General features: G+C 42.4%; 21 protein-coding genes and 1 pseudogene. 9 read left to right on the forward strand and 13 right to left on the reverse strand.

The annotated features are described in order from the left end of the window. Positions 1-42: 42 nt before the first annotated feature. A complete protein-coding gene (locus AB4329_RS11865) occupies positions 43-855 on the reverse strand; it encodes a crotonase/enoyl-CoA hydratase family protein (protein WP_017061730.1) in 813 nt (270 codons plus the stop codon). A 478-nt stretch (positions 856-1,333) separates the two neighbouring features. Beyond that, positions 1,334-2,527 (reverse strand): multidrug effflux MFS transporter, encoded by a 1,194-nt coding sequence (locus AB4329_RS11870; protein WP_372138402.1) that lies wholly within the window; start codon positions 2,525-2,527, stop codon positions 1,334-1,336. A 270-nt stretch (positions 2,528-2,797) separates the two neighbouring features. Here AB4329_RS11870 and AB4329_RS11875 point away from each other — a divergent pair, with 270 nt between their 5' ends. The 4 genes from AB4329_RS11875 to AB4329_RS11890 all read left to right on the forward strand — a co-directional run bounded on the left by AB4329_RS11875 (position 2,798) and on the right by AB4329_RS11890 (position 5,829). Then, the gene (locus AB4329_RS11875) at positions 2,798-3,883 is read left to right on the forward strand and encodes a PQQ-dependent sugar dehydrogenase (protein ID WP_372138404.1); all 1,086 of its coding nucleotides are present in this window, start codon (positions 2,798-2,800) and stop codon (positions 3,881-3,883) included. A 448-nt stretch (positions 3,884-4,331) separates the two neighbouring features. Continuing rightward, positions 4,332-4,541: a cold-shock protein gene (locus tag AB4329_RS11880; protein ID WP_010430417.1), complete on the forward strand. Its 210-nt coding sequence runs from the start codon at positions 4,332-4,334 to the stop codon at positions 4,539-4,541. 117 nt (positions 4,542-4,658) lie between these two features. Continuing rightward, positions 4,659-5,198 (forward strand): YaeQ family protein, encoded by a 540-nt coding sequence (locus AB4329_RS11885; RefSeq protein ID WP_017061727.1) that lies wholly within the window; start codon positions 4,659-4,661, stop codon positions 5,196-5,198. Then, positions 5,191-5,829 (forward strand): hypothetical protein, encoded by a 639-nt coding sequence (locus AB4329_RS11890; protein ID WP_372138405.1) that lies wholly within the window; start codon positions 5,191-5,193, stop codon positions 5,827-5,829. Before AB4329_RS11885 ends, AB4329_RS11890 begins: the two co-directional genes overlap by 8 nt. A gap of 301 nt (positions 5,830-6,130) precedes the next feature. On the opposite strand, the gene folE is transcribed toward AB4329_RS11890, so the two are convergent. Further along, on the reverse strand, positions 6,131-6,784 hold the full coding sequence (folE, locus tag AB4329_RS11895; protein ID WP_017061725.1) for a GTP cyclohydrolase I FolE: 654 nt from the start codon (positions 6,782-6,784) through the stop codon (positions 6,131-6,133). A gap of 216 nt (positions 6,785-7,000) precedes the next feature. Between folE and moeA the strand changes: the two genes are divergently transcribed. Together moeA and moeB are read left to right on the forward strand one after the other, a co-directional pair. Beyond that, on the forward strand, positions 7,001-8,236 hold the full coding sequence (gene moeA / locus AB4329_RS11900) for a molybdopterin molybdotransferase MoeA (protein WP_102393097.1): 1,236 nt from the start codon (positions 7,001-7,003) through the stop codon (positions 8,234-8,236). 12 nt (positions 8,237-8,248) lie between these two features. Next, the gene (moeB, locus tag AB4329_RS11905; RefSeq protein ID WP_372112360.1) at positions 8,249-9,001 is read left to right on the forward strand and encodes a molybdopterin-synthase adenylyltransferase MoeB; all 753 of its coding nucleotides are present in this window, start codon (positions 8,249-8,251) and stop codon (positions 8,999-9,001) included. Between the two features lie 54 nt (positions 9,002-9,055). Here moeB and AB4329_RS11910 read toward each other — a convergent pair whose 3' ends face one another. The 4 genes from AB4329_RS11910 to AB4329_RS11925 form a co-directional block, all read right to left on the reverse strand. Continuing rightward, the gene (locus tag AB4329_RS11910; RefSeq protein WP_372138407.1) at positions 9,056-10,258 is read right to left on the reverse strand and encodes an EAL domain-containing protein; all 1,203 of its coding nucleotides are present in this window, start codon (positions 10,256-10,258) and stop codon (positions 9,056-9,058) included. Further along, positions 10,251-11,111, reverse strand: coding sequence for a helix-turn-helix transcriptional regulator (locus tag AB4329_RS11915; RefSeq protein ID WP_102319859.1), 861 nt, complete (start codon positions 11,109-11,111; stop codon positions 10,251-10,253). Before AB4329_RS11915 ends, AB4329_RS11910 begins: the two co-directional genes overlap by 8 nt. 258 nt (positions 11,112-11,369) lie before the next feature. Next, positions 11,370-13,694, reverse strand: a complete 2,325-nt coding sequence (locus tag AB4329_RS11920) for an ATP-binding protein (protein WP_137001857.1) — start codon at positions 13,692-13,694, stop codon at positions 11,370-11,372. A 10-nt stretch (positions 13,695-13,704) separates the two neighbouring features. Then, positions 13,705-14,013 (reverse strand): Hpt domain-containing protein, encoded by a 309-nt coding sequence (locus AB4329_RS11925; protein ID WP_017061719.1) that lies wholly within the window; start codon positions 14,011-14,013, stop codon positions 13,705-13,707. A 192-nt stretch (positions 14,014-14,205) separates the two neighbouring features. Between AB4329_RS11925 and AB4329_RS11930 the strand changes: the two genes are divergently transcribed. The 3 genes from AB4329_RS11930 (at position 14,206) to AB4329_RS11940 (ending at position 15,809) form a co-directional block, all read left to right on the forward strand. After that, positions 14,206-14,799: a TfoX/Sxy family DNA transformation protein gene (locus AB4329_RS11930; RefSeq protein ID WP_137001856.1), complete on the forward strand. Its 594-nt coding sequence runs from the start codon at positions 14,206-14,208 to the stop codon at positions 14,797-14,799. Positions 14,800-15,137: 338 nt separating this feature from the next. Next, on the forward strand, positions 15,138-15,377 hold the full coding sequence (locus tag AB4329_RS11935; protein ID WP_017061717.1) for a hypothetical protein: 240 nt from the start codon (positions 15,138-15,140) through the stop codon (positions 15,375-15,377). 117 nt (positions 15,378-15,494) lie between these two features. Then, positions 15,495-15,809 carry a helix-turn-helix domain-containing protein gene (locus tag AB4329_RS11940; RefSeq protein ID WP_017061716.1) on the forward strand — a complete coding sequence of 105 codons (315 nt, stop codon included), beginning with the start codon at positions 15,495-15,497 and terminating at the stop codon, positions 15,807-15,809. Between the two features lie 75 nt (positions 15,810-15,884). Here the strand turns inward: AB4329_RS11940 and AB4329_RS11945 are convergent. The 6 genes and pseudogenes from AB4329_RS11945 to AB4329_RS11970 all read right to left on the reverse strand — a co-directional run. Next, positions 15,885-16,250, reverse strand: a pseudogene (locus tag AB4329_RS11945) (IS5 family transposase); the annotation flags it as partial. 154 nt (positions 16,251-16,404) lie between these two features. Beyond that, a complete protein-coding gene (locus AB4329_RS11950; protein WP_137001855.1) occupies positions 16,405-16,545 on the reverse strand; it encodes a DUF1566 domain-containing protein in 141 nt (46 codons plus the stop codon). A 335-nt stretch (positions 16,546-16,880) separates the two neighbouring features. Further along, positions 16,881-17,228: a hypothetical protein gene (locus tag AB4329_RS11955; protein WP_137001854.1), complete on the reverse strand. Its 348-nt coding sequence runs from the start codon at positions 17,226-17,228 to the stop codon at positions 16,881-16,883. A 90-nt stretch (positions 17,229-17,318) separates the two neighbouring features. Beyond that, entirely contained in the window at positions 17,319-19,904 is a 2,586-nt protein-coding gene (locus tag AB4329_RS11960) for a DUF1566 domain-containing protein (protein WP_102321097.1), read from the reverse strand. Between the two features lie 202 nt (positions 19,905-20,106). After that, positions 20,107-20,826, reverse strand: coding sequence for a hypothetical protein (locus tag AB4329_RS11965; protein WP_241910598.1), 720 nt, complete (start codon positions 20,824-20,826; stop codon positions 20,107-20,109). Between the two features lie 395 nt (positions 20,827-21,221). Continuing rightward, positions 21,222-22,019, reverse strand: a complete 798-nt coding sequence (locus AB4329_RS11970) for an outer membrane beta-barrel protein (protein ID WP_102321098.1) — start codon at positions 22,017-22,019, stop codon at positions 21,222-21,224.

A 22,019-nucleotide genomic window follows, 5' to 3' on the forward strand; every position in this document is an offset into this window, starting at 1 on the left:
GCTCAATAAACAAAGGGAATATCCATTATTCCTGTACAAGCGCTATTTAAACTTTCTGGCGACGTAAGGGCGTGGTTTGTCTCGATGAATTTCACGTTGAGCAGCAATCGCCCTGTTCTTACCTAACCCAACCTTTATCTGATACCAAGTTTCGCAGAATACAGCCATGCCCGGGCTTGACCACCAAGTCTTGTTGTAGAGCTTCTTGTTAGCAGCGACGACATCTGGCGACCGATTCGCACACTCAAGTGCCAACGCATAGGCTTCAGCGTAAGGATCTTCGGCAATCTTGGTCACCAACCCATATTCTTTAGCGGTTTCACAGTCGATCACTTTGGCCGTCATCGCCATTTCAAGGGTGTGATCTTTACGCATCAGCTCTCTAAAAGCGATAGCGCCTCCCATGTCTGGAATCAGACCCCACTTTGCTTCCAATATAGAGAAGTTCGCATCCGGGCTAGCAATTCTAAAATCACCCCCACTGACCAATTGCAGGCCGCCTCCCCAACAACGACCATGAATCGCAAAAATGACAGGGCATGGAATATCTCGCCAACCCAATGAAAAGCGTTGTGCAGCGTTAGGCAATGTCGGTAGCCATTTAAACAAGAGCTTCATCGCCCCAGATTTACTGGTTAATAGGGACTTAACATCAAGCCCTGAACAAAAATCAGAACCCTCACCTTTTACTATTACGGCACGAATCTCGGTGTTCTTTTTCAGCTGAGTCACCATGTTATTCACGCCTTGAAACATTGCCATATCAATAGCATTGAGCTTATCGGGTCGATTCAACACAACCGTCGCAATTTGGTTTTTATCGATAGAACAAGTAATACGATCGAGGTTTGGCATGGTGGCTACCTTATCAGTGGTCAGACCTTTAGGTTATACATTTTATTAACATATGCCAAACTTGCACATTAAGAAGCGAGACCTGTGTTGCTTAACGTCTTTCCCTTTACACAAACGACATCAACAAAAAAGCAGTGATGGATCGCTCCATTCACTGCTTTTCATCCGTAGCTTTTATCGCCAATGGCTTTGATTGCCAGTAGCTTTGATTAGCAATGGCTTTCGGTCATGAGCAAAACCTATGTTCTTCGAGATTTCAGTAGCAAGAAGATAAAGTAGCTGCCAGCAATAATGGAAACTAACGTCCCTGCCGCAAGCTGCGCTCGGAACACTACCACTTGCCCTAAGCAGTCAGAAAATAGCATATATTCTGGTAACTTAAACCAAAGCGCTGAACATTAAAAAGGCCATTGAAATTCATCATTTCAATGGCCTTCTCGTTCCTACTAGCCAGGCAGCTAGCTAATTACCTAAGCAACTAACTGAGCTGAGACTCTCTCGCTTCTTGGCTACTGAAACCACGCAAAATGTTAAACAGGGTAATCAATGTGAACAGCATGATAACGAGCGATAAATGCCACGCTTCCCCTAACCCTAACTGAACCAGGCCCATACTCACCATTGAAGACACCACCATCTGCCCGCCACCAGACATCGCAGCCGCCGCGCCAGCGTTCTTCTTATAAGGCAACATCACTAACGCCTGAGCACAAGGTAACGCAATACCATTACCAAGGATCATCAAGAACTGGCCAAGCATGAGATACAAAGGTTCGAGTGGACAGAAGAACAGCCACAAGGCCGCAGCAACGTGCAATACAGGTGTGCATAACAGAGTTTTCTTGTTACCCAGCATAGGGCGAATACGGTTACATAAGCCTGTTCCGCCAAGCATGCCTAATGCTGGAATCACCGCCCACATCGCGTATTCATCTGACGTCATACCAATCTGGTTCTGCATGATAAATGGCATCACCGACACAGTGGTGATCATCAAGCTAAAGTTAAGCCAACCGATACTCGCAAAGCTCATAAAATAACGAGAAGTGAGTAGCTCTTTATATTGAGAAACCATTTTATTCGGTGAAGGGATCGCCGAAACCTGAGTGACAGTTTCTTTAAACTTGAACGCCAATACACCCCAAGCCAATGAGACATAGCCAAGTAGTGAGATGAACACCATGCTCCAACCGAAGTGGAAGTTAATGAATCCACCGATAACGGGCGCGATCAAAGGTGTTATAGACGCAACCATAGCAATGTAAGACATCGCCAAAGGCAAGTCTGCCCCACTGAATCTGTCTCGCGTAGAAGCACGAGCAAGTACCGCGCAACAACCGGTTCCTAAGCCTTGCAGGAATCGCCCCATCACCATATTGGTAAACGAGTGGCTGAAGAAAATGATCATCAATAGTCCCAGCATGGCGATTAATAATCCGCTCAGCAGCACTTTCTTGCGCCCAAGAGCATCGGAAATAGGGCCATAAATAAACTGGGAAGGCCCAAAACCTAATAGGTACACGCTTACCAATAGCTGGGCTTGCTCTAGTGATACATCGAAGTCTTTGGCGATCCAAGGTAGTGATGGAAACACCAGTCCCATACTGAGCTGACCGATACTGATGACCAAGCACGCAAGTAAGATCGATTTAAAATCAAATCCACGACTCATCGTTTAATAGGTCCGTTCGAAGAAAAATCGTGCGTATCTAACTCACAACATAAAAACTGAGAAAATAGCGAAAATGCTGCTGGTGAGTTGTTCATAATGCTCCGACAGGATCAAATAGAGAAAGGCAGAGTAAACATACGTGAGCTTGTATAATCATACAATAGGCGTTCAACTAAATATGTGAATAGTCACTTTTCAGCAACCTCGGCTTTCCGCCTATCGGCCACAAGCGCTAGACTAACACTAGATGCTCATAATCAAGGGACTTCAATGAACACTCATCACCGTATTTTTTCATGTGCTTTGGCGCTGCTTGCCTCAGGTCCTGTAACGTCAGCCTTTGCTTGGCAGGCAGAGAAGATCACCGACGGACTCGTGATCCCTTGGGGACTGGCTTATGTCAACGATAAGTCCATGCTAGTCACAGAAAAATCAGGCGTCATTAAACATGTCGATTTAAAAACTGGCGATCAACACACACTCTTCAGGCTGCCCAATGTATGGGCGAAAGGCCAAGGTGGGTTATTAGATATCGCACTTTCCCCTTTTGAAAACGGAAAGTTCTACGTCACTTACAGTAAAGACATCGATGATGAAGGCGTAACAACACTGGCTTCTGCTAATTACAGCAATAATGAAGTCATCAATTGGACAGACGTGTTTGTAACTAAATCCAGAACGGACACAGGACGTCACTTTGGTAGCCGTATCACCTTTGATGATAGCCACCTGTATTTTTCAATCGGTGATCGAGGTGATCGAGACAACGGCCAAGACACCATGACTCACGCCGGATCAATATTACGACTGAATGCCGATGGAAGCACACCAAGCGATAACCCATTCACGGATAACAACAAAGTGCTCAATGAAATTTGGAGCTTTGGCCATCGTAATCCACAAGGTCTGTATTACGATTTCCCGACTCAAAAGCTTTGGTCGATTGAACACGGCCCTCGCGGTGGTGATGAAATTAACCTAATAAAAGCGGGTGCCAACTATGGGTGGCCTGTCACCTCACACGGAAAAGAGTATTGGGGCCCTATCAGCGTTGGCGAATCGGAAACCAAAGATGGTATTGAAGCGCCAAAAAAAGTCTATGTTCCTTCAATCGCTCCGGGCAGTTTGCTTGTTTACCAAGGAGACAAATACCCAGAGCTGAAAGGCAAACTGCTGGCTGGCGCACTAAAACTTACTCACATCAATATTGTGACAGTCAATGAACAAGGTGAGGCAATCGAGGAAGAACGCATTTTAGAGGACTTGGGCGAAAGGGTAAGAGACATCGAAACTTCACCAAACGGAGACATCTTCTTCAGCACTGATAATGGCAACCTGTACCGCTTGAAAAAGTAGCCGAGACCTCGTTCAAGTAAAGGCACTTACCTTACAACGACATTTATAAATATAAGCCGTTAAAAGTGGGCTCAACGCCCAGTTAGCGGCTTTAAATTTGCAAAAATGAATGCGCTAAAACAGTGCATTTACTCCAAATTCGTCATCAATTTCGACCACCTTTTTCACAAAAACTACAACAAATCACCATACAACTGTAACTCCATGATATTTAAGGAATGCAAAGTTTGACTACCCCCAAGTTTCTGCAACCTTTCCCTATGTATTCGATTGACTATCCCCTGATTTGATTTAGACTCGTTGCCGGCTAGAAAGAAAGTTCTTTGTATATAAACATTTCGTTGGATTACTAGTAACCCCGTTGTGTTGTACGCAATAGCAATAAACTTTTCCACGCTATCAGTGCCACAATTGGCTCAAAATAAAAATTTAATTTTAGGATATCATCATGTCTAACACAGTTACTGGTACAGTAAAATGGTTCAACGAAACTAAAGGCTTCGGCTTCATTCAACAAGAAAACGGCCCAGACGTATTCGCACACTTCTCTGCTATCACTGGCGACGGTTTCAAAACTCTTGCTGAAGGCCAAAAAGTTGAGTTCGTAGTATCTCAAGGTCAAAAAGGCCCACAAGCTGACAGCATCAAAGTACTTTAATCTAGTATTTTAAAGCTTTCTAAAAATAGCCAGCCTCTGCTGGCTATTTTTTTACCCGCTATTCAGAGATTTAAGGTAATATTCCCCTTCACTATTTCTACCTAAGACACCCTCTCAATGGCTCTTAAACCGACAATCTACAAGTTTCGTATCTCTTTAACCGATATGAATCGCGACTATTACGACTCTTTCAATCTAACGGTTGCACAACACCCTTCTGAAACAGAACAGCGAATGATGGCTCGAATCATGGCTTTCTGTATCAATGCGTCTCCTGAACTTGAGTTCACTAAAGGGTTGTCTAGCATTGAAGAACCCGATTTATGGCAGAAGTCGTTAGACGATCAAATCCTAGAATGGGTTGATGTAGGCGAACCTGATCCAGAGCGTGTTAAGAAGGCAACTCGCCTATCTAAATCAGTACGCGTATTCAGCTTCAACACTAAATCAAACGTTTGGTGGGAGCAGAACAAAGGTAAATTCGGCTACCTAAAAGCTCAGATCGTTCGTCTAGACAACGATGGTATTGAGCAGCTAGCAGCGATGACACAACGTACGATGGATCTTTCAGTCATGCTGACGGGTAACTCTGCTTTCATTAACAGCGATACTCAATCGGCAGAAGTAACGTGGGAAGAGCTACAGAGTAATGACTGAGCGTCCAACCCCGAATAGTTCGCAAACAGAAGCTAGCCTGCAAGAAGAAGCCAAGCAGCAAGAAATCAAAGCCAAACAACAAGCTAGAACCAAGCTTCACCAGTGTTTAAAAGAAGCAGGTTTAGATTCAGTCAAAGCGCTCTCGACAAGCTACGAGAAAGAGCTGTCGTCATTTATTGATGAAAACCACGCTCTGTTCAAACACGCTTGCGAGAACAAGCCTGACAACTCTGCACGTCAGACGTTGCTTGGCCTGTTAACCAAGGTACATATCGATGCAAGCTATCGCTTTGAAAGCTATAAAGAAGCGAATGAGACGATGCAAAATGTATTCGATAATACTGTGGGCACTGAGCACAGTGACAAGTTTCAAAACTCTAACGCTCAACAGTTAAAACTAGTCACGCATTTGTGGTTGTTCATTCAAGGACGACTAGGAATGGATTACAGCCTAGCCAATGATCACGCAGCTGTAGCCGCTACGCTACTGTCTCGTATATCGAGAAGCAGTGATGATGAGATTCGCGTAGAGTTCATGGCGAGTTTTTACGATGGTTTGAGCATCTATCAAGCCGAGAACAAGCCATCCGGTATTGTTCACCACTTAAAGCGTTTGTTTAACCTTTCTTAAGCACTCCACCAGCGACTGATTCTAGTTACGCTCTATATGCTTTCAACAAACGTTAAGATATAGAGCGTGCTTTTTCTGCTTGGCCGCAACAGATTCCCTATTACGTTCATTCCTCACTTTAGGGAATGGCGAAAGTGAATAAGTCGCTCATTCTTCACTTTAGGGAATAACAGCATTCTCAGCCATTACAGTTGACTTCATTGCAGGCGTAAAAAAGCCCCGCATAAAGCGAGGCTTAGAATATTTTCAACGAACTTCAATTTACAAAGGCTAAATCACGTGCATCCAATAACGAAACGTATTAACGCAGGCCGTGTAAGAATTCGTGGCGCGTTGCTGGGTTTGATCTGAAGATACCGCCCAGAGCTGTTGTTGTCGTTTCGCTAGTCGCGTCCATTACACCGCGTGATTTCACGCAGTAGTGAACCGCATCCATGGTGACAGCAACGTCATCAGTTTCGAGTAGCGTTTGCAGTGCAACAAGGATCTGCTGCGTCATACGTTCTTGAACTTGTGGGCGCTGAGCAAAGAATCGAACAATACGGTTAATCTTTGAAAGGCCGATGATTTTCCCACGAGGGATATAAGCGACCGCAGTCTTACCATCAATCGTCACTAAGTGGTGCTCACAAGTACTGGTCACGGTAATGTCTTTTACTCGTACCATCTCACGAACGCCCATCTTGTTTTCGATTACCGTAATTTTAGGGAAATTGGCGTAATCCAAACCAGAGAAAATTTCATCCACGTACATTTTAGCAATACGTTGCGGTGTTTCTTCCAGACTATCGTCCGTAAGATCAAGTTCAAGGAGAGTGAGAATCTCACGCATATGGTGTTCGATTCGTTCCTTTTTCTCTTCTCGGCTAACCTGGTTTGGACTCATTGGTGTCTCTAAACCACGGCTTGCTAGCGCATCTTTAACCAACTTCGCTGATTCGCTAAGACCTGACATTGAACTTCCTCTTTTATTACCCCTTCTGGATGGCAAACAAGGATACTCGGAATTTTGAATAAATACACCCATATTTTAAGGGAGGTCATTATTTACGGGGCTTAAACTGTGCTAGAGTGGCTAGAATTTCGTTGGCGAACCATCATGATTTGATAACTATTGAATCCCTATTGCCAACCGCCAAATCAAAATAATAACGATCAAAGGATTTCAATTATGGGCTGTTGCGACGCTCCGGGCTTGATGCCAATTGAAGAAGCACTAGATAAGCTGCTATCACCAATTCAACCTATTCAAACGACCTTATCACTGCCATTAGCAGAAGCATTGGGTTACGTACTTGCTGAAGATATTCTATCCCCTATTTTCGTCCCTCCTTTTGATAACTCAGCAATGGACGGCTATGCACTGCGCTTAGCAGACCTAGAGAACAGTAAAGTGCTGCCTTTAGCGGGCAAGTCCTTTGCAGGTCAACCTTTTGAAGGTGAATGGCCAGCAAACACCTGTATTCGCATTATGACTGGCGCAAAGATCCCGGAAGGTTGTGACGTCGTAATCATGCAAGAAAACACGGCTGAAACTGACGCTGGCATTGAGATTCAGCAAGACGACATCAAGCTGAACAATAACATTCGCCCTACCGGTGACGACATCAAGCAAGGCGATATCGTTCTTAGCCGTGGCGAACGTTTAACACCTCGTGACATTCCAATGATTGCTTCGCTCGGTGTGAGTCATGTAACTGTGGCACACAAACCTAAAGTCGCTTTCTTCTCTACTGGCGATGAGCTCAAGCCATTAGGTCAGCCTCTTGAAGATGGTCAGATCTACGACAGCAACCGCTACGGTATCAAACCACTGATTGAAGCGTTTGGTTGCGAAGCAATTGACCTAGGTATTATTCCTGATTGCCCTGCAACGCTTAAAGAAACCTTTGTAAAAGCGCAAGAACTGGCAGACGTAGTTGTCACTTCTGGTGGCGTAAGTGTCGGCGAAGCTGATTACACCAAAGACATTCTTGAAGAGCTTGGCGAAATCGGCTTTTGGAAACTAGCAATCAAACCAGGTAAACCATTCGCATTTGGTGAGCTAGACAACGCTTGGTTCTGTGGCCTACCGGGTAACCCAGTGTCTGCAATGATGACTATGTATGTGTTAGTTCAACCTATGCTGGCTAAACTTGCCGGTCACACTGCGTGGACAGCACCAGAATCGATTCCTGCGATCACTAAATCTGCATTCAAAAAAGGCCCAGGCCGTACTGATTATCAACGTGGTATTTACTCGATTGAAAACGGTAAGTTTGTAGTAGAAACAACAGGTAACCAAAGCTCTGGCGCTTTCCGCTCAATGAGCTTAGCAAACTGCTTTGTGGTACTAGAGCGCGAACGTGGCCGTGTTGAAGTCGGTGAAACGGTTCAGATTCAACTGTTTAACTCCACGCTTTACTAACGAGGCTTGCTGATGGAAATACTGTCTGACGCAGAGATGCTTCGTTACAATCGCCAGATCATTCTCAAACAGTTTGATTTTGAAGGTCAAGAAGCGCTGAAACAGAGTTCAATCTTAGTGTTAGGTGCGGGTGGTTTAGGCTGTGCCTCTGCTCAATACCTTGCGACTGCGGGCATTGGTAAGCTAATGCTGATCGACGACGATGTTGTCGAGCTTTCAAATTTGCAGCGACAAGTACTTCACACCGATACTGATATTGGTAAGAAGAAGGTCGATTCTGCCGCTGAATCTTTGCAGGTATTGAACCCGCATCTGACGATTGAAACTGTCGAACACAGGCTTGATGACGAGGCACTTGGCAAGTTAATTGAAGCACACTCGCTTGTTCTTGATGCCAGTGACAACGTCGAAACGCGCAATCAGTTGAACCGCTTATGTTACGCATCAAAAACGCCTCTAGTATCGGGCGCTGCGATTCGCATGGAAGGTCAGATTAGCGTATTCACTTATCAAGATGAAAATGCACCTTGCTACCAGTGCTTGAGCGCTCTATTCGGCAACGCTGCTCTAAGCTGTGTTGAAGCCGGTGTGATGGCACCTGTTGTTGGCATGGTTGGCGCGGCTCAGGCTTTGGAAGCTATCAAGGTTATTGCCGGGTTTGGACAACCAAAGCAAGGCAAGCTTTTGATTCTCGATGCCATGTCTCACAGCTGGCGTGAAATGAATTTAATGAAGATGCCTAATTGTTCGGTGTGTGGTAAGTAATAAAAAGAGCCAAAGCCCATTGAGTTGGCTTTGGCTCGTTACCCTAATACGTTGTTAATGATTAGAAGTATATTCAGAAGCGACGTAATCTAGCTCCTTTTGCTCTGCGAGCATCTCAACTACAATTTCAGGTAGTGATGGAACCCCATGAAGAAAACCTTGTTGGTTAAAGCCGCCTAGAGCTTCCAGAAATGCACAGGTGTCTTTATTTTCAACACCCTCATAGATAATACGTGCGTTTTTTACCGAAACGAGCTTCTTAACTTCATCGATTTTTTGCATGTAATCAATGTTATGGCAAAGTCCCCATGTAATGGTTTTATCTATTTTTATCTCACTAATAGGCAGTTTGACAATACGTTCAATATTCGATGCTTCCATCCCAAAGTCATCTATAGAGATCTCAAAACCATTCAACCTTAGCCGTAAAATATTTGCCAACAATTCTTTTTCAATATTGCCTGAAAGCCCCTTTTCAGTCAGCTCTACAACGATAGAATGCTCAATACCTTGCTTATAGATCTCGAGTAGATTATCGACAACAGATTCATCAGTCAGTAAATTAGGATCGATATTAATTGAGAACCTCAACGATTTATCAAGTTCACTGAAGTGGAGATGATAATCCTGAATGAATTTATTTATCACGATATTGGTAAAAACCTTTTGCTTTCCTAGCTCTTCAATTACTGGCAAAAAATAGCTCGGTGGAAGTAAGGTCCCGTTTTCATCAGACCATCGTGACAACACTTCAAACCCCGAAATAACATTTATATCCGAAACAACTTGCGGCTGATAAACCAGATTGATGGGAAAATCGTCATCGATGATTGTTGCACGGTTACCAAAGCCAAGCTCGCTTTTGGTTATGGTTTCAACTTCAAGTGCTTTATCAACCAACTCACTTATTTGGCTAGCCCAAATAGGCTTTTCTAGTGAAGCGACAACATTTAACTCATAGAGCTTTCCAAGCATACTCACCGAGCTAACAATGGATTTATCCAAACCTGAAATAATGATTATTTTAGACTCAACATTTTGTTGCGACATCATACTCAAGAGTTCAAATCCATCGCCATTGGGCATCATGATGTCCATAATCACCAAATCAAATGATGCGTTTTGCATTTTGCTCATTGCATCGAACGCATTTTCTGCAAACTGTACAGATGTTTTTTTATTAGATAAAGAGACCGCATTTTTAATGACCTCTCTCGATAGTTCAACATCGTCAACAATCAATACTGTGTTATTCATTCTCTTCACCTTTATAGTTTGCAATAATATCCATCCAAGTGCGTTGTGATTTCATTTTCTTTGAATCCAAGTTCATGACCTTCATTGATCTATCGTTACTTCTTACACTTCGATACTCGCAGCCCAATGAAAAAAACAGATCAAAAATCCTTTTGCTTTTCAGTAGTATATAAAGCTCTTTATCTGGATTTAAGCTTTGTAGATACTTGTACGCCTCTCTGCCCATTGTGTCTGTAAATGACGAATAATGAGTGCAGTTAAAAGTAACAACTAAATGTGCTCTATCTTCTTTAGATACTAAGACTTGCTCCAAAAAATCTGCTGCAAGATTATAGTTAGCACTTAATAAGTGTCCGATTAATTGCCCATTAACCGTGACGAGCGTTAACTCTCCAGAATATTGATTTATTATTTTTTCAATAATTACCTTTCTACTCATACCTAAATCTTCTAAATTACTGAGCATAACGTTATCCTCATATTCAAAGATGACATCAATTAACTTGGTAATCTTCCCAAGAAGGAATGAATTATTTGAGTTAATCACCGTAACTTCTGTTTGGACGTGCATGTTCATATCAATATAACCGTTATTATTAAATTTATTCGTTAACCCTGTGAGAACTGTTTGTGAGTCGTTTGCCTCCCAAACATCAAATATGTTGACTCCAATAAGGTCCAGTAACTCGTTTTGACGTTTTAAGTGGGGAGTTGTTACTCCTCTTTCCCAACGGCTTAGTGTCACAACGTCCAGGTTGTTAAAGTTAGAGTTACTTCTTTGAATCGCATCAACAAAATTAGTTTGAGACAAACCATTATTAACACGAAACGTACGTATAATATTTCCAAACATAGCTTTATTTTCTTATTCGTTATTGTGATTTAGCTTATTTTTAATTAAATACGAACAAAAGCTAAGGGCAAGCTGTGATTGAATAATTTGAAAATGCCCAGCTACTCTCAACACTTATTGGATGATAGTTATTTTCATAACAGTTTGGGCATTATCTTGATGACAATGCCCATAACTCTCAGAAAAACAGATGAAAATAATACATGAAGATCCGAAGATGGCTTACCCTCAGGTTATAGGTAGGAGTATTTAACTAAGTTAGCAAGTACCACCTGATAAAGCGCAATGAAGCTTTAGCTTTAGATCGCTCGGGTTGAGCGGTTTGGTTAGATAACACGAAAAGTATTGGTCCATTCGAGCCTCTTCTTGAATGGTAGCTCGTGCCGTAACGGCAATTATAGGTAACGATGGCTTACGCTTTTCCAACTCAGAAGCAAGCTCAATGCCATCCATAACCGGCATTGAAATATCCGTCAGTACAACATCAAAGTCATGTTCAGAAGCGAGTGCTAAAGCCTCCAAACCATCATTCGCGGTCATGCATTCACAACCTAGCTCGTTTAAGTGGAACTCTAGAATTTCTCGGTTGAACTCAACATCATCAACGATCAAGGCTTTTTTACTTGTGCAGTCTAAGCGCTCTCTAACGTTATATACCTGTTCAGCAACACCGTTAGAACACTCAAGAACATTCATAATTTCTTGAGCTGGGAGTGAGATAACAAAAGTACTACCGGTGCCGAGCACACTCTCAACACGCAACGAACCCTTCATTAACTCTACGATGGTTTTAGTTATCGCCAAGCCCAAGCCAAAACCAAACTGTTGGTCTTCTTGATTAACCTGTTCAAAGCCGTTAAACACCGCATCCAATTTATCTTGGGGAATACCGACTCCAGTATCGCTTACGGAGATATTGAATGCTCTATCGTCGGTTGAAACTTCTATTGTCACCCCTCCCTTGTTTGTAAACTTCAATGCGTTCGAAACTATATTATTGATTGCTTGCTTAATACGAAGCTCATCAATCATCAATGTTGTCGAAGCATCGACATTGCATATAATATCAAGCGACAATTGTTTAGACTCGCTAAGCGGAAAAAACGTATTTTCAATTTCGCGCATCAAACTCATTACTGACAGGCATTTAGGGTTTAATGAATAGCTTGCTGCTTTTACTCTTTCAAAATCCAATAGGTCATTCACAATGCCTAAAATAGTATTGCTCGCACTCGAAATACCGTTCAGCTGATGGCGATATTCGTCAAAGTTTTTGCTATGGCTTAGCATATGTGTATAACCAATAATCGCGTTCAGTGGCGTGCGAACCTCATGGGACACATTTGAAAGCAGCACCGATTTCTGTTTATTGGCCTCACTCGCCTCTTGCGCTGCTATCTCGTACTGCTTCGTTCGCTCTTCAACTTCATATTCAAGCCCTTCAATCAAATTTTGAATCTGGATCCCAGCCTCAGAATAAGCCTTTGAAAGCTGTTCAATTTCGTCTCCATTACTATAAACAGTATGTCTGGATTTATTAAAATCACGCTGCTTTAGATATTTAGCTTGTGCGATCAATTTAGAAATAGGTATCAGCATCTTATTCACCGCGATTGAGTTAATAGCTAAAAACAGACCAAGCAAAAGGATATAAGCAAAGAACAGGCGTTTGATCAACGAGTTATCACCAGATAAAACCAGCTCTTTGGTGGTCGCATAACTGGAACGAATCACATGCTCTGGCGTGACTAAAATCAACCTCCAACCGGTTTGACGGTTCTGAACAAAAGTGACATTGAAAACACCTTTTTCGCCACTTACCACAAAACTACCCAAGTAATGTGACATGATATGGCTTCCGACACTCTTTTGAATTTGTTCATCAAAAACACTTTCAGACATCAATTGGTCGACATTCTGTTGTAGATTCGACGCGATAAGCTTGCCGCTGTCGTCTACTAAGAAATAACGGTATTGGAATTCATCGATCATATTTTCAAAAGTCAGTGAACGAGAAAAATACTCTAAATCTAAATCAAATTTGAGTAACGCGTTATCCCAGTGCTCTGGACGGATATAAATGGCAAACTTAGTGACGTGCCCCACTTTAACTTCTTTCCCTATATAGAAATTCTTGTAGTGGATCATGCGACTAAAATCGACAGAAATAGAGCGGCTTACAATACCATTTTCGGTGATAGAGACTTCTTGGTTGCGTTCAGTGTCAATAAAAAGCACCTTTTTGATAAAAGGCTTACGCTCTGTGTTGATATAAGCCAGTTGTTTATTACGAAGTGCCTCGTTTTTCGATTCATTAACAAAATCATGAGCAAAATCAATCGCTACATGCTCCACTTCCTCAGTGATCAGCTCGACCTCTTTATCAAGGGTTACACTTTGAGCTTTCACAAAGGTAAGTAGAAGCTTTTTGTTATTTCCCGTAATGCTCTCCTTTATCTCTTCAAATTGGTTTTGTGAAGAAACCTGAACGATTTCGATAGCGGAGTACGTAAGCAACACCACAAATAGAACCAGTATTGTTGCGTTGGTGAAAATGATTTTATTTTTAAAAGACACGTTCATATCCTCCAACTTAAGCGTCAAAAAGTTGAATCATGGCGTTAGACACATCCATCAAAATCTTTTTTCCTGCACTTTCATTGATTACCGCGTCGTAGTGCTCCAATTTAAGACAAATTCTTGCAACCTCTGTAGCCCCGCAAGATAACGCAATGCCTTTCACTTTATGGGCGAGCGCTCGATTGGACTCACCTCCTTGAAGAATATCATCATTAACCTTGTGCAAACTTCTAATAGCAATCTGACGAAATCGAACGCCAATATCCGATTGAAAGTTACAACCCGTCGCCATTAAAAATACATTTGTGTCGATGCTATACATACCAATTTCTCCCGCCTTCGTGACCCCCCTTAATTTTGACCGTCTGTTACAAAACTGATATGGCAGATCGAGAATTTAAATAACCGGCATGCCTAATGGCATTGTCTGTTTTTTAACTTGGCTTATGCCATATTCACTGCTGGCTACATTTGGACAATAGATCACACTTTTTATGATTATCGAGTGAAAATAATGGCTCAACTTTTCAGACATACTTTTAGACGCTTGGAACAATTAGGTCGAGTGTCTATAAAACAAATATTTGGCGTAACGGCCTTCTATGTAGATCACGTTTTGCTCGTTCTACATAAAAGTGGGGAGCTGTACCTCAGAGGAACACCGGCACAAGAAGGCTACTTTATTAACAAGGGCTACCCCAAGGTGAATGCGAGCGTACTTGGAGTAAGTCAGAATGCGGATTATTACAAGTTGCCAGCAAACCCTTGGAGCAAGTATTCTTTGACTCTATGTGAAGCAGAAATCGCACTAGAGCAAATAAAGAGATCACGAAGCAGTTATATTTCTGCTCCCGAAAGGCTCAAAGACTTACCCAACATGCGATTCTCAACTGAGCAACTTCTTGAGAAAGCGGGTATAAACTCCATTGAGAAACTCAAAAACCTGGGCACGATTGGTGCTGTAGAGGCTATCCAACAGCATACCCACCATAAACCAACCATCGAGTTAGTTTGGTCGTTAGAGGGTGCAATCCAGGGTATACACCGTTCACAACTGCCGACGAACCTAAAAAATGCATTGCGCACCCAAGCTCAAAGTTATTGTTAGCCTATATTGTTTTAACGAAGCTTAGATTCTTGTTAAATCCAAATGCGGTCAATTTGATGCCGTGGCTATTCCTAGCTACGGCTCATTAGGCTAACCCGCTGTCCTTAAGTGATTTCACTCAAGTTTAACGTCTTTAAATTAGCCTCCCCTTTCATTTGATCGCCCACTCCGTTTTAATTTTCACTGCCAGCCTTTATTTTGGTTTCCTACTATTCCCTCTGCTACAAATTACCATTCAAGTTTTAATGCAACTGAATTTATAACTATTTATTTTACAACCTGCCCTATCGCTACCAAACTAGGCATATCAACACAACACTAATAAAAGGTGCCTAAATATGCGTTCATTAATCTTTATTTCAACAGCAGTATTAGCAACTCTTATCTCTTTTCAGTCGGCGGCCGCAAATGTCACTGTGCGTTGGACAGGGAAAGTACCGACTTCTGACTGCGCTTCAAACCCTATTAGCAATCAAGTCGCGTTCAACTCACAAAGCGAACGTTGTAAGGTTGAACTTAAACAAACTGAAATAACTAATACAAAAACAGCAAATAAAATGGTTTCGTTTGATGTGTAATATGAAAGGAAAACCCATTAAGTAGGCATAATAGCCAGATTAATATTCAACCTGACCTTGCATGTAATCGCAGCAAATAAATAATACGGGTATGATAATTAAACTGGCTGTTTGTTTATGCACTTAATCTTACATAAAGGGTCGCTAAGAATTTCGCTAGCCGACCACCCAACGATAAAACCCATCCAGCTCACACTCAGTGAATTTTTAGTTCTAAAAGAGTTACTCACTCATCAAGGGGAGCATTTAACCAAACACCATCTACTAAAAATGGGATGGCCCAATTCATTCGTCTGTGACAATGCATTGAATATGGTGATCATGTCTTTAAGAAAGAAGCTTCTTAGGCTCGGTGGATGGATAGAAATCAATACCATTTACAAGATAGGTTATAGTTTAAATAAAACTGACAAAATATGTGTTTTGCAGTGAATTTAAACACTCCCGTCCAAAAACCAGCGCCGCCAACCTACAACTTGCCTTTGAATATGACCAATGCATTCGGTCAGTTGCATCAATGGCTAGGTGTTGTATCGCTCCTCTCGCTTTAGTCTTAAATGAGACCTCAACTTGCTTGGCTCTACGACTGATGCAGGTGTAATGCGGACAACTTAACGGCACATGGGCTAACCTAAATATCGAGTCGATAAATCCTTGCAGCGCTCTCAGTGGCATAGAAAAAACTCGTTTCACCATGAGTGCTGTCGTAATAGCTAAATCACTGAACCGACGTGGCCTCCCGCGCTTATTCTGTTTGCTTTGCGCCCACCCACTTATTGCTTCTTCATCGATCCAGAAGGTCAGAGAACCACGGTTAATGAGCGATTGGTTGTATTGCTTCCAGTTGGTTGTTTTGTAACAAGGTTTAGGCATAAGGCTACGAGAGAGAGTGGTGGTAGCTGATCAGATCGTAGGTTCTTGATTTAGTTCCATTGAATTACGCAACAAAGCCCCTGCCAATGCATACTATACGAGCGTTAAGCTCCGTTCTTGTCATTTTTGATAAGGCGACAACACTGAGTATATGTCAGCCTGATACGCACGAGACGTAGTTCTGATTGGATGGGTTGTTGCTGTTGACGTTGCCATAGTTGAGGTTCACGTTGTAGTAGTTGGAACCATTAGCCGTCGACGACCAGTAGTTGTTGTTGGTCGCCCAACCCTTCACGTTTGCACTTATTGTTTATACGGAGTGTTGCCTTTCGACTTGCCCCCCTTTATTACCTCTAATAAGGCCATAAGTGCCGATAACATACCAGGGCCCGCTCACCAATGCCGTAACAAAGGTGTTCTCTAGGCGCAGCAACGCTGCTATGTTCCCTGTTTTTAGCGTATCGCCTTATCAAAAACATTACTAAGGCTACCGTTCAGTCCAACGAATAACATCAAACAGCAACCTACCCTCTGGGTTAGATGTGTCCGGTGTGCATTCGTCTAGCTGGTGTACTAACCACTGTGGCATCCAAACTTTAGCGAAGCTGTTATCTATTTTTAGTCTAGGATTTAAGTCAGACCGTTCATGTACAGGTAAGTCGTTTTTGTGCGATAGATACCACTCTTCCCAATTAGACATATCGGCATAAAAACCAATGCTGATGATACCTTTTCGTCAGGAAACACCCCTACTTTTGCAAGGCTGCTTACAGGTAACCCGCCCGATAGAACACATTGTGACCCGAGTTTTTTAACCACTTTAGCTGACACTTTTAAAACAGGCAAAGAGGGGGGAGTGACCACCCACTGCTGCCATGCGAACAGCGCTTGATCATAAAAACGAACAAACATGCCTTCATGTATGCCGATAATTTTACCTTGTTGCTGACTAAGCTTGAGTTTTGTTTCAATATCCATATTAATCCTTACTGAGTTTAGAAAATAAACCGCTACCCTCTATAAAAAGAAAAAACGGCCCTGCGGGCCGCAAACTCTGAACGTTGAACCCTAAGAACCTGATACGCACGAGACGTAGTACTGACGGGATGGGTAGCTGCTGCCGACGCCGCCATAGGTGAGGCCCACGCTGTAGTAGTAGCCGGAACCATTAGCCGTCGACGACCAGTAGAAGTAGCCGGTCGCCCAACCCTTCGCGGTGTACATGTGACCAAAGTTATTAAAAAGACTCGTCAACTCATCTATATTTGCTAAAGCCCAATCATCTCTCCCGTTAAGCTCAAGTGTATTATAATGTTCACAAAGGCTATGTGCTTCAGTAACACTAAAAATTGCAAACGATCCTGAAGGACCATAAGGGATATTGTCAACATGACTACCGTAGTAATTACCACTATAGCCAACAGCGTTTAAAAAGCTCTCACTTGGAGTACCGGTAAACAACTTTCCATCGCTTTCCGCAATTTTAACACAGGCACCCGCGGCGTTTTGTTGATCATCATCCCCAACTTGGCCACCACACAAATAGGCATGAAAGGTAACTTGGCTAATCGCATTAGTCTGTGTATTGGTTGTTGTGGTGTAAGATGACGCCACATCAAAGGTCATGGTCGTTGTTGGGGTTTGATAGTTTGTATCCCACTTTACCCGCACTTTTTGCTCACCTGATTCATCGGTTTGAGTCGTTTCCGCTTCAAGGATAGGAGTAACCATTTCTGCGGTGTCTGGGTGCTGTTCTGTACTTACCACTGAAATGACTGAGTAACCTTCTACTGGGTTGCTATTTTGATCGGTCAAGGTCGCAGTAACCTGGCCACCTTCCACTGACGTATAAGGTACCGTGTCAATCGTTGCTTCTGATGACACTGCAGCCGTCTTTTCATCACCAATAAACTTAACTTCATAGTCTTGAGTAATGCCACCCACATCAAGGGTTAATGTGACGGTTTCCGCTTTTAAACTGGTTAAGCGAAACTCGGCAATACCATAGCTGTCTGTGGTAACGTTATCGCTGTCCAATGTCACATTTGGGCTAGAGACAGAAGCCGTCACAAGGGTATCTGGTCTTACTTCTTGACCGAGTTTTAACTCAACAAATACAGAACCAACATCAACTCCATCCGCGACAACTTCCGTGCTTGAGGTAGGCAATACAGTAATTAAACCTTGCTTAACACATGTCACATAATAAGCCGATGTTGGATCGACATCGCCTGTAAGGGTGCTGCCATCTTTAAGATCCACCCACTTAACCAGATCTGCTCCGTCATCATAAGCGAGGTATTGCGCTTTAACAGGCCAGTTATGTAACGCCTGAACATCGGTATCAGTGGCCATCAGCTTAAGTTGATCAAACGTCGGCACTGAACCACCGATGGTGTCGCAGTATGCTACGGCCGACGGATAACGAAAACCAGCCATATCAATCGCTGGGCTGTAGCCATCATCGTTCAGTTTTATATCATAAGGCGAGCCTTGCCCGGCTGCATCAAGTGCGGTGGGTGGTCCAATATAGAGATCCAACAAATGAGAAATGTCGTCCCATTTTGATGACTGATTAGGATCGGTCACTTCAACACGAATCAAACCCATGTCATACACTCCATTATGATCACTAACCGCAAAACTAATATAGTGGTAACCTGGTTGTGACGCTTGAAAGACGATCGTTTTATTCTGAGTGTCCAGTGGATCTTTAGGTACCGCTTTTGCGTTAAACGATTCAACATACACCAATTGATAATCATCACTATCGTCCGAGGAAACAAAGCCGCTGATGTCGATTTCTTCATCGGTCAATACGTTGACAACAACTGGATATACAATATTATCGTCAATCGTAAAACCTTGGTTAGCTTCGTAGCCCACCGCAACATCTAAAACCCCCATCAGCACAAGGCCATTAACCGAGTCTTCTAACGTATAAAGAACACGGTCAATGCCGGTAAAACCTGACGGCGGGGTATAATCCATAGTCTGGTCATCTGTACTATTTATTTGAACTGAGCTCGAGCGACCGTACGGTAGTGTAAGCTCCGTTAATACAAACTCGTCACCTAACGTAAAGCCGACTTTCTCCAATTCGTCCTTCAGTAAAACACTCACATCTTCATTAATCAGTGTTGTTGCACTTACTGGAACCAGTTCGGTTGAGCTAGGATTACTACTTACCGCAATGCGCGTAACCGCAGAACTCGAACCTTCTGAGCTACTACTATCACTCATTGGCGCTTCAGCCATACGGCTCATTGGCGACAATGTTTTAGGAGTCACATGATATCGATAGTCACACACCTTAGTATCAAAGGCCTGAATTACAAACCCTGTTTCCGTCATACTTTCTACTTGGCAGCTATCATCATTAGACAAGACCTCGACTTCACTCAGCGCAAAGCCACCACCCGTTGATGAAAATACCTTTGACGACAGGTCAACCTCGAACGATTCAGCATAGCCAGTCGAGTAGGTAGCATTTTGAGCGGAAAGCGTCGCGCTTTGAGTATTAGGGGAAACACTTGCTGAGCTTCCGGCACTTCCTTCACTGCCCTCTCCACCACACCCAAAAAGGGTAAGCGTAGTAGCGACGACAAAACCCAGGGGAATGCTTCCTCCTGGCTTATTGCTTAAAAGGTTCATATTACTTCTCTTTACTTTTTATTGATTTCAAAATTGATTTTATGATTTGTATTTAATGTTGTATTGGGCATTTACACTTTGCTGATAACAGTGATGCCATGTAGGCTAAAATTAGCACTGAACATGGGTAATGAATGCTGATCGTCCTTGATTAGCATTAATCATTGAAGGCCTATAATTATGTCTATTTTCAGCGTTCCTATTACTGAATAGGCAGTTGCATCTCTTTAGAGTATTTTTTATCGTAAGATGTTACGGTTACATTAAGTTGTTCACTTTGCGTATATTCCGCAAGAGAAAACGTTTTATCCCGACCAGATACAACAGTGAACTTTTGTTTGCATTGCGTATTATTTTCTGTTGTACATGAGTTAACATAAACATCAATTAGCGTATTACTATTATTATCGATGCGTAAATTCTCGCCCTGATTGTAAATCTTATAATCAAAACTTGGCTTTGTCGTAGGCAGAATATAAACCGGTGAAAAACCATAGTTTATCTCGACACCGTGAATTTTCTCTCCCTCTTCTTTATAACGACTAGGAGTAAATGGCAGCATAAACATCAAATCTTTGCTGTTATCGCAAGACGTGTTGTGACATAAGCTACGAACACCCACGTCTTTCTCTTCACCAGGTCTTAAAACTAATCTTGGGTGCGTAAGAGATATTTTCCAATCATCTAGATTGTTTCTTGTATAACTATTACGAACGATTTTGTCGCCATCAATAAACTGAATTTCTTGTACTTTTCCATTAACAAAAATCGGGTGAGACTCATCATTAATAAGTGTCACGACACCATTGCCCTTTTTATCCGCGACGACAATCATCTTGTCGACATTAAAAGCATTGGCAGCAGTAGAAGTCATTGCTGAACAAATTGCGAATACTGTTAATAGATTATATTTAATTTTCATATTTCTCTCTACTAAAAATAATAAATTTTAGGATACTACTCGTCTATTTTGCTCAGCGCGTATATAACACCAAGCGCGAAAAGAATGAGTACATACATGTTTAAAATATTTGGTCCGATCATTACTCCGCTCTCTTATATTTGACCTTCATGCATATAATTGAGGTATTAATTAGCATATTTGCGAGCCCAAACGATAAAAGGTGAGTAGCTCGATTGGTGAGCAGTATCGCGCATTCGGATTTAAAGGTATTGGGCACTCTTGAATTTCAAAAACGCAAGATGCGAGATAGCTAAACAAGTGTAGATATCATTTACATTGGCGAGATACTCTCTGCTACAAACAAAGAAACACTGCCAAAAAATTGGCAGTGTTTCTGTTTCAAGGAAGGCAACTTAATCTAAACAGCTAACTTTCGGGTAAAGTATTTTCTCTTCAGGGTAAATCAAATTCAAATCACGATTATTAAGATTTGGATTTGCTTCGACTAATTCATCAAGTGAGCTATCAAATGCTCTTGCAATTCGGTGCAAATAGTCGCCAGGAACCACTCGGTATTCAACTAAACGCTGCTGACACGATGGCGCCTTCTTAATTGGGACAATAGACGCCAATTGGGTTTTCGGCCTTGATACTTGGGTCGACTCTTCAACAAGCTGGTCAACATTGGGCCTTGGGTTAATATCTGAAAGGCCTTCTGCGGCTTCATTGCTTGAAAAACGATAAACCAACAGTGCATTAAATGCGTATAGATCGTCTTGTTGACGAGCTAAATCAAAGACGCCTTGGTAACCAAGGTCGGCGCTCCAATTTTTACTCAATTGGTATTTAAGACCAAGCGATGCCGTAAAATTGGTGTCGTCACTAGAAAACGCGCCCCCGACTCCTGCATACAAGGAGGCAAATTCACTGACGGGTAGCAATAAGTCGGTTTCAACCATTACCGCACGTAAACTATCTATTTCCGAATCAGAAAAAGCAGAATAATCAGCATAGCCAAGTTCAAATAGTACGTTTTCACTAATGTTATATCCAACCGCCGCCTTATAACCAAGTGCTTCAGTCTGTCCCATGTTGTCATCAAATGCAGAAAACGTCATGCCACCACTCATCTGGATAGGCAGCTCCTCTGCTGATACACTTATGGATAAGAACACAGCGATAATCGATGACATTAAGTTCATTTTTTTCAT

Origin of the sequence: Vibrio sp. 10N.261.54.A5 (assembly GCF_041471145.1) — a bacterium.
Taxonomy (GTDB): Bacteria; Pseudomonadota; Gammaproteobacteria; order Enterobacterales; family Vibrionaceae; genus Vibrio; species Vibrio crassostreae_C.